Genomic DNA, 13,102 nt, shown 5'->3' on the forward strand with positions numbered 1-13,102 from the left:
ACCCCGTTTCCAGTTGCGATGAATTCGACCTCTGCAGCATCCGGCCACATCGACTCCGCCCTCGCGCAGGCGCTGCTGTCTCCGCGCAGCGTGGCACTCTTCGGCGCCTCCGACGACCCGGCCAAGACCGCGGGACGGCCGTTGAAATTCCTGCGTGCCGCCGGCTATCGCGGAACGATCTATCCGATCAATCCGAATCGCGATACGGTGCAGGGCGAAACCGCCTACCCGAGCCTGGCTTCGCTGCCGCAGGTGCCCGACCACGTGTTCGTGCTGACGCCGACCGAAACCGTGCTCGATGTGGTGCGCGAGAGCGCCCGCCTCGGCGTCAAGGTGGTGACCATCCTCGCCAGCGGCTTTGCCGAGTCGGGGCCCGAAGGCGCGGCCAGGGAAGCAGAACTGCATGCCCTGAGCCGGCAGACCGGCATCCGCGTGCTCGGCCCCAGCAGCCTCGGTGTCATCCATCCGCGGGCCGGCGTCGTGCTGACCGCCAATGCGGCCTTCGCCGAGCCGGAACTGCCGCGGGGACGGGTGTTCGTCGCCTCGCACAGCGGCAGCATGATCGGCTCGCTGGTCTCGCGCGGCAAGGCGCGCGGCGTCGGCTTTGCGGGACTGGTGTCGGTCGGCGGAGAGGCCGACCTGTGCATCGGCGAAATCTGCTCCGCCACGCTGGACGATCCTTCGATCGACGGCTACCTGCTGTTTCTCGAGAGCCTGCGCCACGGCGACAAGCTGCGTGCCTTCGCGATCGAGGCCGCCCGGCGCGGCAAACCCGTGATTGCCTACAAGCTCGGGCGATCGCCCGCCGCCGCCGAAATGGCCGCGACCCATACCGGCGCGCTGGCCGGCGAGGACGACATCGCCGATGCCTTCCTGAAGGATCTCGGCATTGCGCGCGTCGGCGTGCTGGAAGCGCTGCTGGAAGCGTTTCCGCTGGCACGGCGCATTCCGTTGGCGCAGCCGGGTACGCCGTCACACAGCGAGCCACACAGCGAGCCACGCAGCACGCCACACAGCCCGCCACGCCCGCAGCCGCGCCGCGTGGGCGTGGTCACCACCACGGGCGGCGGCGCGGCGATGGTCGTCGATCAGCTCGGTATCCGCGATGTCGTGGTGGAACCGGCCTCCCCGGCGACGCTCGACAAGCTGGCCGCGGCCGGTATCGCGGTCTCGCCGGGACGCGTGCTCGACCTGACGCTGGCCGGCACCAACTACAAGGTCATGAAGACGGCGCTCGACATCATGTTCGAGGCACCGGAGTTCGATATCGTGCTGGCCGTCGTCGGCTCCTCGGCGCGCTTCCAGCCGCAGCTCGCGGTCAAGCCGATCATCGACAGCGCCGACAGCGCCAAGCCGCTGGCCGCGATGCTGGTGCCCGACGCACCCGAGGCGCTGGCCGCGCTGACGGCCGCCGGCGTGCCATGCTTCCGTTCGCCCGAACCGTGTGCCGATGCCATTGCCGCGGTGCTGGCACGACGCGCTCCCGGCATTCAACCCGCGGCGCAACCGAAGCGCAATCGGCCGCCGCGCGCGCTCAGCGAAGCGCAGGCCTACGCCGTGCTGGAACGGCTCGGCGTGCCGTACGCGCCGGCGATCACGCTGCCGATCGACGGCCCCGTGCCGGCGCTGCCCTTCGGCTATCCGGTCGTCGTCAAGGTCTGCTCGCCGGAGATTCCGCACAAGACCGAAGTGGGCGGCGTGGTACTCGGCATTCAGGACGCCCGTCAACTGGAAACCGCATTGGCGGCGCTGCAGACCAACGTGGCCGAGCGCGCGCCGACCGTGCGATGCGATGAAGTCCTGGTGCAGCCGATGACCAAGGGCCTGACCGAGGTGCTGGTCGGCTACCGTATCGATCCGGACGCCGGCCCGATCGTCATGCTGGCCGCCGGCGGCATCTGGGCCGAGGTGGCCCGCGATCGAAGCATCCGGCTGGCGCCGGTGACCGTCGAGGTCGCGCGCGACATGGTCGCCGAAGTGAAGGCCCTGAAGACGGTGTCGGGGCTGCGCGGCAAGGCCCGCGGCGACCTCGAGGCGCTGGCCAGGGCCGTCTGCGCGCTGTCCCAGCTGGCGGTGCGCCCGGAGCTCGGCATCGCCGAAGCCGAAGTCAACCCGATGATGGTGCTGCCCGAGGGGCAAGGTGTGCTCGCCGTCGATGCCCTCGTGCTGACATCGTGAGTTCCCCCGCCCTTCCCCTCGCCCCCGCGATGAACGCCGAACTGATCCGCCTGGACCGACGCGCCGAGACCTGCGTCGTGCACGATGCCGACCGCGCGATGGTCTGGCGCAAGTTCGGCAGCGGGCCGCCGCTGGTGCTGATCCATGGCGGCCATGGCAACTGGATGCATTGGGTCCGCAATATCGAGCCCTTGTCGGCAACCCACACGCTGTGGGTGCCCGAACTGCCGGGCTTCGGCCAGTCCGATGCGCTGCCGGGAGATCCCCACGCCGCCGATCGGCTCGATCGCCTGGTCGGCACCGTCATCGCGACGCTGGACCGCCTGGTCGGTGCGGATGCGATCGTCTCGCTCGCCGGCTTTTCCTTCGGCGGACTGGTGGCCGCCCAAGTCGCGGCCAGGCGCGGCGGCACGGCGCGGCTCGCCCTGCTGGGGCCCGCCGGACACGGCGGCACGCGGCGCCAGCGCATGGAGATGATGGACTGGCGCAAGGACGATCCGCACGCCATGCGAGTCGCGCTGCGGCATAACCTGCTCGCGCTGATGCTGCATGAGGAAGGCGGCATCGACGAGACCGCCATGCTGGTGCACGAGCTTGCCTGCCGCGCGACGCGCTTTCGCAGCAAGGCGATCTCGCGGCAGGCGCTGCTGGAATCCGCGCTGGACGCGTTCCATGGCCCCACGCTGCTGATGTGGGGCGAGCACGATGTCACCGCCTCGCCGATCGATGCGGCCAGCCGGCTGGCCGGGACCGCGACGCATCGTGACTGGTGCCTCGTTCCGGGCGCGGGACACTGGGTCCAGTACGAGCGCCATCGCGAGGTCAATACGCTGCTGATGCGCTGGTTTGGATCGGCGCAGTGCTGACGGACTTGCGGCCTACTCGCCAAATTCCTGCTGGATGCGCGGCGCCTGCGGGCACTGCCGGTCCAGCGACTCGCGGTACCTGACGCAGCCGCGCAGGAACTGCGGCCAGTCCGGGACCGCGGGCGTATGCGTGGCGGCATCGGGCAGCAAGGCCCACAGGTCGGGGTGATGCCAGCACAGGTCGTGGCCCGAGGCATCCCGATGGCGGCGGATGCCGGCTCGCAATCGCTTCACTTCTTCGATCAGCTGCTCGCGGCTCATCGTCTCGATGTCGTCGTCCATGGCGTCCTCCTGCGTGGCGTGCGTGTCCTGCGTGTGCTGCGTTTCCGTGGGCCGGAGAAGACGCCACGCGTAGCGATTTCCTTTGCGGCGCCCTCTCCGAAACTTTCAGCTTAGGCCGGTTGCGCACAGGCCGCCGAAGCCCGTGGCATATGGCGCAGCGTCAACGCCCAGAACGCCAGCGCCGTGGCACTGATCCCACCGCCGAGCAGGCAGACCGCCGGCCATCCCGCGGCCGCATAGACCCATGTCGATGCGATGGCGCCCAGCCCGCTGCCCACCGAATAGAACAGCATGTAACAGCCGACGAGACGGCTGTGCGCGTCGCGCTGCGCCGCGAAAATCATGCTCTGGTTGGCGACATGGATGGCCTGCCCGCCGAGGTCTAGCGCAACGATGCCGATCACCAGCCACCATAGGCCGTGCGAATCGAACCACCACAGCGGCAGCCATGAGAGCAGCAGCACCAGCAGCGCGCCGCCGGTGACCTGCTGACCCATGCCACGGTCGGCGAGACGGCCGGCACGCGCGGCCGCCACCGCGCCCACCACGCCGACCAGTCCGAACGCCCCGATCGCCGTGTGCGACAGCGCATAAGGCGGCGCGCTCAGCGGCAAGACCAGCGCGCTCCAGAACACGCTGAACGCGGCGAACATCAGCATCGCGATCGCGCCCCGGATCTGCAGCACGCGGTCCTGACGCAGCAAGGTCAGCATCGACAGGATCAGTCGTGGATAGCTCAGCCGCGTTGTCGCGGGCGTCTGTGCCGGCAGACGACGCCACAGGATCAGAGACAGCGCCAGCATCGCCAGCGCCGAGAACAGATACACGCCGCGCCATCCGGCCACATCGGCGATCAGGCCGGCGAGCACGCGCGCCAGCAACAGGCCGATCACGACGCCCCCCTGCGCGGCCCCCACTACCCTTCCGCGCTCCGATGGCGCGCCGGCGGTCGCGGCGTAGGCGATCAAACCCTGCGTCATCGCGGTACCGAGCAAGCCCACGGCCAGCATGCCGGCCAGCAAAGCCGGCGCAGATCCGGCCGCGGCCACCGCGATCAGCGCACCCACCAGTGCAGCGGCCTGCCCCAGCATCAAGCGCCGCCGATCCATGCGATCGCCCAGCGGCACCAGCAGCAACAAGGCCAGGGCACAGCCGACCTGCGTGGCCGTGATCACGCCGCCCACCGCGGCATGGTCCAGCGCGAACTGCGCGCCGAGTGCGTCGAGCAAGGGCTGCGCGTAGTAGACGTTGGCCACGCTGAGCCCGCAGGCACAGGCAAACAGCGCCACCAATGCGCTCGGCATCGGGCTCGTGGACGACGTTGGTTGCGTGGGTACAGGGCCTGTCGGCGGTTCGCCCGGCATGGTTTCTCCTTTCGTCGAGGTGGGTTCAAACCTGGTTTCCAGCCTGGCTTCAATCGTGGCCTCGAAGGGGCCTCGAAGGTGCCCTCGAAGGGGGCCACGAAGGGTGGCCTCGAAGGTGGCCTCCCACGTGCGCTCAAGCTGGTCTCAAATCAAGACTGGTTTGATTGTAGGCAAACTGGTCTTAAAATGAAACCACCAAGACGAAAAGATGACCTGACTCAGCCCCCTACCGAAGGAGTACGCATGGCAAAACGTCGCGACAACCAGACGGAAAGCTGTCCGGTTGCCCGCTCGCTCGATTTGGTCGGCGATCGCTGGTGCCTGCTGATCGTGCGCGACGCCTTCGATGGCGTACGCCGCTTCAGCGAATTCCAGCGACGGCTCGGCGTGGCACGCAGCATCCTGGCCGATCGCCTGCGCCTGCTGGTCGAAGCCGGCATCTTCGAGATCAGCCCGGCATCGGACGGCACGTCGTATCAGGAATATGTGCTGACCCCGAAGGGCGAGCGGCTATTTCCGGTGATCGTGGCCCTGCGCCAATGGGGCGAGCAGCATCTGTTCGGATCGCGGGATGCGCGCTCGGTGCTGGTCGACAAGCGCACCGGAAAACCGCTGGCTCCGATGGAGCCGCGGTCGGTGGATGGGGAGGTGGTGGGGGCTTGGGAGACTGTGGTGAAGGTGCCGAAGGCGATTATCGAATCGTGAGCCCGACGATCTTGTCGCCCTCCACGGTAAAGAGAAATTCCAGCGTAATCGGACTGTTCGGGAATTCGCCGGACACCCTCGCACGGACGGCGATCTCGTCGCCCGTGCGCGACATCTCGATCGGCTCGGCGACGTGGCGATATTTCGCCTTGGCCGCCAGCCACCACGCGCGTATCGCGCCGACGCCCTGATGCCGTGTGCCCTCATCTTCAAGCACCGCATCAGTCGCGAAGGCCCGTGCGATGGCCTCGGCATCGTTGCCCCTGTCCGCCTCGAAATACGCGTTCACAACGGCCGGAATATTCATCGTTTCACTCCTGTTCCTGCTTGCTGGCAAAGTTCGGGATGAAGTTTAGGGCTTGACCATTGTGCAGACAAAGAAGATAAAACCGGATGCCATGATGAAAAATTCGGGACAATGGAACGGACCTCCCTTCAAGACCTGGAAGCCGTCATCGCGATTGCGCGCCGTGGAACGTTCCGCGCAGCCGCGATCGATCTCGGGATATCGACGACGGCGCTGAGCCATGCCATTGGCAAGCTCGAGGCGAATCTCGGCGTTCGCCTGTTCAATCGCACTACCCGCAGCGTCTCGCTGACGGATGCCGGTCGGCAATTCGTCGGCAACGTTGGGCCTGTGCTGCAGGATATGCAGGGCGCGTTGGCGGCCGTGGGCTCGCAACGCGAAACGCCTGCCGGGACGCTACGGATCAATGCCGCCGCATTTGCAGCGCGGGAGATCATTTCCCCGCTGGTGTTGGAATTCCTCCGCCGCTACCCGGAGATGAACGTCGACCTGGTCACCGAAGGCCGATTGGTGGATATCGTCGCCGAAGGCTTCGATCTCGGCGTGCGGGTCGCCGACCTCGTGCCGAGCGACATGATCGCCGTTTCACTCGGACGGCCTCAACGCTATGCCGTCGTGGGTTCACCCGTGTACTTCGAGAATCATCGGAAGCCTCGCATCCCTCCCGATCTGCTGAAGCACCAATGCGTGCGTGTACGGCTGCCCGACGGGACGCTGTATCGGTGGCGATTCGAGAAGGCCGGCGAGACGGTGCAGGTGGACGTGCGCGGCCAGATCACGCTCGACGAAGCGAGCCTCGCGCGGGCCGCGGTCATCGAGGGTATCGGCCTGGGCTTTTTCATGGAGCAGGACGTGCTGGCCGACATCGAGGCAGGACGCCTGGTTCGCGTGCTGGCAGATTGGACGCCGCCATTGCCGGGGCTTTGCCTCTACTACCCCGGCCGGCGCAATCACTCCGCCGGCATGAAGGCATTCCTCGCGTTGGCTCGCGAGGTGGCGGATCGGGAGCGGAACCGGCACTCCCCAGCTCGGCGAGGCGGCCAACGCCGCTGAATAGGCTTCCCGCTGTCGCGAGCGTCATCCCATGCCGCGTGCGCGGAAAGCCTTGACAACACAACCGACCAACTAGTAGATTGGTCAAAACGTTGAATGCAAAGCGCAGCATCCCGGCAGCTGGATCAGCGATGTCTTGCATGCGTATTCCACCATCCAGCCCTATTGCCGATGAATATGGAACTTTCCCCCCGCGCGAGCGAAATCGCCGAGCATACGAAGCAATTGCTCGCCGCCGGCGGTTATCACGGATTCAGTTATGCGGATCTGTCCGAGCGTGTGCATATCGGCAAGCCGAGCATCCATCATCATTTTCCGAGCAAGGCAGACCTGGTTCTGACTGTGGTCGGGCTGCACCGAGCGCAGGCAGTGCAAGGGATGGCCGCGCTCGATCAACAGATCGATGACCCGCTGGCGCGGCTGACGGCCTATATCGATTACTGGTCCCGGTGCATAGGCGATGGCACCTTGCCGATATGTATTTGCGCGATGCTTGCCGCCGAATTGCCCATGATCCCGCAAGAGATCGCGCATCAGGTGCGAGCCTATTTTGGGGACCTGACCGCATGGCTGGCAACGGTCCTTGAAGCCGGTGCCGCGAAAGGACAATTCCATCTGCGCGATACCCCGCTTGTCGAGGCACAGACGTTCATGTCCACGGTGCACGGCGCCATGTTGACCGCACGGGCTTTCGATAATCCCGAGGCATTCGCCTCCGTCTCGCAAGCGGCGATCCGACGGCTGACCGGGGCGAATTGACCGCTGTTTTGTACCGGCCGCGAGCCGGCTATTTTTTCACTGCGCTACCGACCAACTAGTTGGTTGCCATGCGCGTGGAATCCCGTTGTTTCAACCCGTGGTTTGAAGGAGCCATCGTCCTATGCCGCATCCGATTTCCGCCCTGGGGTCCGGGCACACCCTGATCAGCATCGTCCCCGTCATCGCGGGCCTCTATAGCTTCGCGCGCCACTTCAGGATCGACAGCGCCACACACGCCGGCAAGACTTACCTCGTTGGGCTGGTGCTATCGGTGCTGACGTCATTCGGGCTGTCCAGCACCGGAGGCTTCAACGCCGGCCATGCGCTGGGCATCCTGGCGCTGCTGGCCATCTCCGGCGCGCTGTTGCTGCCCCGAATTCCGGTCTTGACCCGCGCCCAACCCTACCTGTCCCAGTTCGGTCTCACGTTCAGCTTCTTCCTGCTGCTCGTACCCGGAATCAACGAGACGCTGACGCGACTGCCGGCCGCCCATCCTCTTGCCGATGGCCCGCAGTCGCCTGTGGTGCGCGGCGCGCTGGCCGCGTGGTTGATCGTCTTTGTGATCGGCTCCGTGTTGCAGGCCTGGTGGATGCGATCGCAACGCCGGCGCGCGCCATTGGCCTGATCCGGCTACGCGGCCTCTCGGAGGCCGCGGCCGTCGCCGCATGCTTGCACGCCAAGCGCCGGACCACTCGCAACAAGCGCGATCAGTAGCATCAGTGCGATGACACGAACGGCGAGCCAGCATGCGGGGGCGGCACGGCGAATTCCGCCTTCATCCGCTTGACCTCTTCGACGGGACTTCGCCCGAACAGGCGCTTGAATTCCCTGCTGAATTGCGAGGGGCTGTCATAGCCGACTTCGGCACTGGCGGCTGCCGCGGTCATGCCACTGCGGACCATATGCAGGCGAGCCTGATGCAACCGTATCGACTTCAGGTACTGCACCGGAGACGTCCTGGTGACGGCCTTGAAGTGAGCGTGGAAGGCAGGAACGCTCATCCCGGCTTCGCGCGCCAGCTGCTCGACGCTGACGTCGACATGGAAAGACGCATGGATCCGGCGCAACGCTCGCGCAATCTTGCCGAACTGTCCATGCATGGACAGCGCGGCGCGCATCGACGCCCCTTGCTCCCCGGTCAACACATGGAAGTAGATCTCGCGCAGCAGCGCCGGGCCAAGAATTTGGGCTTCCAGAGGCCGGCTCATCGCCTCAAGAAATCGAACCAGCGATTCGCATAGCCGGCTGCCCATCGGGCTGGACATCATGCCTCTGGGCTCGGTCGGTTCCATGCCGCCATGCTGGTCGATCTGCAACATCAAATCGGCGGCGAGCTTGAAATCGAGATGCATGTAGATCGCCAGCAGCGGCTCGGTTTCGCTGGCGTCCGTTTCCATGGTGAATGGCACCGGCACCGAAACGGCCAGGTAATGCCGATCGTCGTACAGGTAAATCCGATCGCCGAAATACCCGCGTTTCCTGCCCTGGCAAACGATCACGATTCCGGGATCGTAGAGCACCGGCACCGCCTTCAATGGGCGGTTGGAACGCAGGAATCGGACATCGGGCAATGCCGACAGGTTGTATCCCTCCCGCGGCGCGAGCGCTGCCAGCATGGACACCATCCGCTGTACCAACATCGCCTGGCTTGGCGCCCCTTTATCGCCAGATCGAGCCATCGCCTGAATCCCCTTGTCTGCATTGCGGCGTAGCTTACCAGCACCTTTGCCGGAATTCTTGCCGCTCATAGGATCAGGCAAACATCAGAGACCCGTTGCCATGGAGTCATGCGCAGCTTGATTCCATTATTCAATCCGCAGCGCCAGGCCGCGTCGTGGTGATGCGGCGCGCATTGCTATCAACTGGAGCGGTGGAACTCTCATGATCGACGTACTCAACCCTGCAGACGGATCGCGCGTCGGGGCCGCGCCCCACATGAACGGCGCGGCGGTAAAGGCAGCAATAGACAGGACCTGCGGCGCATTTCCGGCATGGTCGCGCAAACTCGCCAGGGAACGCAGCGAGCTGCTTCGCCGCTGGTTCGAACTCGTCAGGGACGACAAGCAGGTCTTTGCCGAATTGATGGTCAGGGAAAACGGCAAGTGCCTTGCCGAAGCACTGGGCGAAATCGACTACGGGCTCGGCTTTATCGAGTGGTATGCCGAGGAAGCCAAGCGGGTCTATGGCGACACCATCCCGTCCCACGCGAATGATGCCGCCGTGATGGTCATCAAAGAGCCCGTTGGACCGACTGCGGCCATCACGCCGTGGAATTTTCCCTTCATGATGATCACGCGCAAAGTCGCGACGGCACTGGCGGCGGGCTGCACCATGATCATCAAGCCCTCCGAAGAAACGCCGCTGACCGCGTACAAGCTGCTCGAGTACGCGCGCAAGGCGGGCATTCCGGAGGGCGTATTCGAAATGGTCACCGGCAACCCGCAAGAGATCGGTGCGCTCTTTACCAGCGACGACCGGATCCGCAAGATCTCGTTCACCGGCTCCACCGCCGTCGGCAAACTGCTGGCCGAGGCCAGCGGGCAGGCGTTGAAAAAGATGACACTGGAATTGGGCGGCAATGCGCCTTTCATCGTCTTCGATGACGCCAATTTGGACGACGCCGTAAGCGGCCTGATCGCCGCCAAGCTCCGAAATTCCGGCCAGGTCTGCATTTCGCCAAACCGCATCTACGTGCAGGATGGCGTCTACGATCGCGTCGTCGCCGCCGTGGTGGAAAAAGTCTCCCAATTCCGCGTGGACCAGGGATTGCAGCCGGAATTCGTCGTCGGGCCACTGATCAATCAAGCGGGCTTCGACAAGGTCGTTCAGCTCGTCGAAGACACGAAGCGGCGCGGTGGCAAAGTTCTGCTCGGCGGCAAACCGCACGAGAAAGGCGGACTGTTCCATGAACCCACCGTCCTCACCGATCTCGATGACGATATGCCGATCGCCCATACCGAGATCTTCGGACCGGTCTTCCCCTTCTATCGCTTCCGTGATGAAGCCGAAGTCGTGAGCAGAGCCAACGACACCGAATACGGACTCGTGACCTATGCCTGCACGCGCGATCTCGGCCGAGCCTTTCGCTTGTCCCGCGACATCGAAGCCGGCATGGTGATCCTGAATTCCGGTTCGGTGGGCACCGCCTCGGTGCCATTCGGCGGGGTCAAGCATTCGGGCTACGGGCGCGAAGGCAGCTACTACGGGATCGAGGAGTATGTCGAGGTCAAATACGTGCTGATGGCCGGACTGGCGTCCTGACTCCACGGGGGACAGGGCGTTATAGTGACGACCACTCAGCGTACGCCTCCTGTTACTGCCATGGTCCGTCGCGCCCTGCTTCCCCCACTGAATCCGGCCCGAGCATTCGAAGCCACCGGGCGGCTGCTCAGCATTTCCAAGGCCGCCGATGAGTTGTGTGTCACGCCCGCCGCGGTCAGCAGGCAGGTACGCGCGCTGGAGAGCTACCTCGGAACGCCTCTGTTCGTCCGCGTCCACGGCGGGCTGGAATTGACGCCGGCCGGCGCGCGTTACCTTTCCGACCTGATACCGCTGTTCGAGACATTGCGGGAAGCCACCCTGGCGGTGACCAACAGCAGCCCTGGCCGGAACACCTTGCGGATCAGATCGCCCGCCACGTTCGCGGTGCGCTGGCTGATCCCCCGGTTGGCGAGCTTTCACCAGCTGCACAAGGACATCGACGTTCAGCTCATGACCTCGTTCGCGCCGTTGGACTTCGAGCGCGAGGACATCGACGCAGGCATACAACTGGGCGACGGGCGTTGGCCGGGAATGCGAACGCTGCAGCTGGTTCGCAACGAGCTTGTTCCCGTCGCCTCGCCTGCCGTGCGCCTGACGCACAAGAAGCAGCTGGCCACGCAGACCTTGCTCCATTCGATGGCGCGCCCCGACGACTGGATGCTATGGCTGCGCGCGGCAGGCTTGCGCAACGTCAGTCCTACCCATGGCATGAAATACGAGACATCGTTGCTTGCCTATCAGGCGGCAATCGAAGGGCATGGCGTGGCCATCGCGCAGAAGGCATTGATCGAGAAAGAGCTGGCGGACCAGACGCTGGTGGCGCCACTCGGTCAGACGCTCGATCGCGGCGACTACACATACTACTTCGCGTGGCCGACGGGCAAACCGCAGTCAAGCGCATTGCGCGCATTTCGCGATTGGCTGGCCACTCTCGTAGCAACCTGATCCGCCCGGGCGATCCCCTTTACAGAAAGTCAAAGCGTACGGCCCATAAAGTCGATTGCCGGCCCGGGTCCCCCTGCCTATTCTGCCCGCATGACAACTGATCGCGGCCACCAGCGAGGCCGTGTCATCCGGGAGCCAGGATATGTTGAAGCGCAGCTTGCGAGGACTGCGGGTCGTCGATTTTTCGCATGTACTCGCGGGACCCGTTTGCACCATGATGCTTGCCGACATGGGCGCCGATGTCATCAAGGTCGAACCGCCCGGTGGCGAATTGGGGCGGCAGATCGGCCCACCCTGGATAGCGGGTGAAAGCGCGGTGTACCTGAGCGTCAACCGCAACAAGCGCGGCATCGCATTGGACCTGAAATGCGCGGATGGCCGCGAAGTTGCCCGTCGCCTGATCCAGGGCGCGGACGTGGTGGTCGAGAACTTCAGGCCGGGCGTCATGCAGGCATTGGGCCTGGACTATGACACGCTCGCTCGCAGCAACCGCAAACTGGTGTACTGCTCGATCTCCGCCTATGGCCAAACCGGGCCGATGCGCGATCGCGCCGGTGTGGACGGAATCATCCAGGCCGCCAGCGGGCTGATGAGCACGCTTGGCACCGCGCACAGCGAGCCCATGAAGGTCGCGATCCCGGTCGCGGATATGGTGGCTGGCTATCTGGCGACGATCGCCGTCCTTGCCGCGGTCAACGCTGCCCGGCAAGGCGGCCAAGGCGAGTACCTCGACATCAGCCTGTACAACGCGACGCTGATGCTGCAGCAGATCGGCTACGCATCGTACTTCGCCACGAACGCGCTGCCTGCCAGGACGGGCAGCGCAGCCCCGTACGCGGCGCCCAATGAAGCGTACCAGACGCGTGATGGCTGGATCATGGTCGCTGCCTACCACCCGAAGCGTTGGCAAGCACTGTGCGCGGTCCTCGGAGCGGCTGACCTCGAAAACGACCCGCGCTTCGCCGGCAATGCTGACCGCGTCGCACACCGCGACGCCCTGCGCCAGGCACTGACGCCGTTGTTCCAGCAGCGCACCACCGAAGCCTGGATGCAGGAATTGGCCGTGCACGACATCTTGTGTGCGCCCGTTGCCAGCTACCAGGAGGTGCTGCGATCCCCTCAGTACGCAGCCAGCGGCCTCGACAGCTGGGTTGACCACCCGCTCGCCGGGAAGGTGCGCATGCCCGGCTTCGCGCCGGGGCCTGCCCACGCGGCCAGTGCAGAGGATCGCGATATGCCCGCGCCTACCCTGGGCCAGCATGGTCCCGATGTCCTCGAGGAATGCGGTTATACGCGGCCTGAAATCGACGCCATGCGCGAGCGCGGCGTCCTCGTCGTTCACCACACCACATCCACATGACCCAGGATACGTCGATGAAATC

The 13,102-nt window shown here is 65.2% G+C and carries 13 protein-coding genes; 9 read left to right on the forward strand and 4 right to left on the reverse strand.

Features of this window, described 5'->3' with window-relative positions:
• Window positions 1-18 precede the first annotated feature (18 nt).
• Together F1599_RS00230 and F1599_RS00235 are read left to right on the forward strand one after the other, a co-directional pair.
• On the forward strand, window positions 19-2,178 hold the full coding sequence (locus F1599_RS00230; RefSeq protein ID WP_150081534.1) for an acetate--CoA ligase family protein: 2,160 nt from the start codon (window positions 19-21) through the stop codon (window positions 2,176-2,178).
• Window positions 2,175-3,044: an alpha/beta fold hydrolase gene (locus F1599_RS00235; protein WP_223819401.1), complete on the forward strand. Its 870-nt coding sequence runs from the start codon at window positions 2,175-2,177 to the stop codon at window positions 3,042-3,044. The genes F1599_RS00230 and F1599_RS00235 overlap by 4 nt, the downstream gene beginning before the upstream one ends.
• A 12-nt stretch (window positions 3,045-3,056) precedes the next feature.
• Here F1599_RS00235 and F1599_RS00240 read toward each other — a convergent pair whose 3' ends face one another.
• Both F1599_RS00240 and F1599_RS00245 read right to left on the reverse strand, forming a co-directional pair.
• Window positions 3,057-3,326: a hypothetical protein gene (locus F1599_RS00240; RefSeq protein WP_150081537.1), complete on the reverse strand. Its 270-nt coding sequence runs from the start codon at window positions 3,324-3,326 to the stop codon at window positions 3,057-3,059.
• A gap of 110 nt (window positions 3,327-3,436) precedes the next feature.
• A complete protein-coding gene (locus tag F1599_RS00245) occupies window positions 3,437-4,690 on the reverse strand; it encodes an MFS transporter (protein ID WP_395894381.1) in 1,254 nt (417 codons plus the stop codon).
• A 243-nt stretch (window positions 4,691-4,933) separates the two neighbouring features.
• Between F1599_RS00245 and F1599_RS00250 the strand changes: the two genes are divergently transcribed.
• Window positions 4,934-5,395: a winged helix-turn-helix transcriptional regulator gene (locus F1599_RS00250; RefSeq protein WP_150081542.1), complete on the forward strand. Its 462-nt coding sequence runs from the start codon at window positions 4,934-4,936 to the stop codon at window positions 5,393-5,395.
• On the opposite strand, the gene F1599_RS00255 is transcribed toward F1599_RS00250, so the two are convergent.
• Window positions 5,382-5,702, reverse strand: coding sequence for a nuclear transport factor 2 family protein (locus F1599_RS00255; RefSeq protein WP_150081545.1), 321 nt, complete (start codon window positions 5,700-5,702; stop codon window positions 5,382-5,384). The two genes, F1599_RS00250 and F1599_RS00255, sit on opposite strands and share 14 nt — an antisense overlap.
• Before the next feature lie 111 nt (window positions 5,703-5,813).
• Here F1599_RS00255 and F1599_RS00260 point away from each other — a divergent pair, with 111 nt between their 5' ends.
• The 3 genes from F1599_RS00260 (at window position 5,814) to F1599_RS00270 (ending at window position 8,139) form a co-directional block, all read left to right on the forward strand.
• Complete coding sequence (locus tag F1599_RS00260; RefSeq protein ID WP_150081547.1) at window positions 5,814-6,755, forward strand: LysR family transcriptional regulator; 942 nt, start codon at window positions 5,814-5,816, stop codon at window positions 6,753-6,755.
• 171 nt (window positions 6,756-6,926) lie between these two features.
• Complete coding sequence (locus F1599_RS00265; RefSeq protein WP_150081550.1) at window positions 6,927-7,514, forward strand: TetR/AcrR family transcriptional regulator; 588 nt, start codon at window positions 6,927-6,929, stop codon at window positions 7,512-7,514.
• 121 nt (window positions 7,515-7,635) lie between these two features.
• Window positions 7,636-8,139, forward strand: coding sequence for a hypothetical protein (locus F1599_RS00270; RefSeq protein ID WP_150081552.1), 504 nt, complete (start codon window positions 7,636-7,638; stop codon window positions 8,137-8,139).
• A 91-nt stretch (window positions 8,140-8,230) separates the two neighbouring features.
• Here F1599_RS00270 and F1599_RS00275 read toward each other — a convergent pair whose 3' ends face one another.
• Entirely contained in the window at window positions 8,231-9,154 is a 924-nt protein-coding gene (locus tag F1599_RS00275) for an AraC family transcriptional regulator (RefSeq protein ID WP_150081622.1), read from the reverse strand.
• 241 nt (window positions 9,155-9,395) lie between these two features.
• On the opposite strand from F1599_RS00275, the gene F1599_RS00280 reads away from it, so the two are divergent.
• The 3 genes from F1599_RS00280 (at window position 9,396) to F1599_RS00290 (ending at window position 13,080) form a co-directional block, all read left to right on the forward strand.
• On the forward strand, window positions 9,396-10,775 hold the full coding sequence (locus F1599_RS00280; RefSeq protein ID WP_150081554.1) for an NAD-dependent succinate-semialdehyde dehydrogenase: 1,380 nt from the start codon (window positions 9,396-9,398) through the stop codon (window positions 10,773-10,775).
• A gap of 60 nt (window positions 10,776-10,835) precedes the next feature.
• Window positions 10,836-11,720, forward strand: coding sequence for a LysR substrate-binding domain-containing protein (locus tag F1599_RS00285; protein ID WP_150081557.1), 885 nt, complete (start codon window positions 10,836-10,838; stop codon window positions 11,718-11,720).
• Window positions 11,721-11,862: 142 nt separating this feature from the next.
• A complete protein-coding gene (locus F1599_RS00290; RefSeq protein ID WP_150081560.1) occupies window positions 11,863-13,080 on the forward strand; it encodes a CaiB/BaiF CoA transferase family protein in 1,218 nt (405 codons plus the stop codon).
• Window positions 13,081-13,102: the final 22 nt, after the last annotated feature.

This window comes from Cupriavidus cauae (assembly GCF_008632125.1).
Classification (GTDB): Bacteria; Pseudomonadota; Gammaproteobacteria; order Burkholderiales; family Burkholderiaceae; genus Cupriavidus; species Cupriavidus cauae.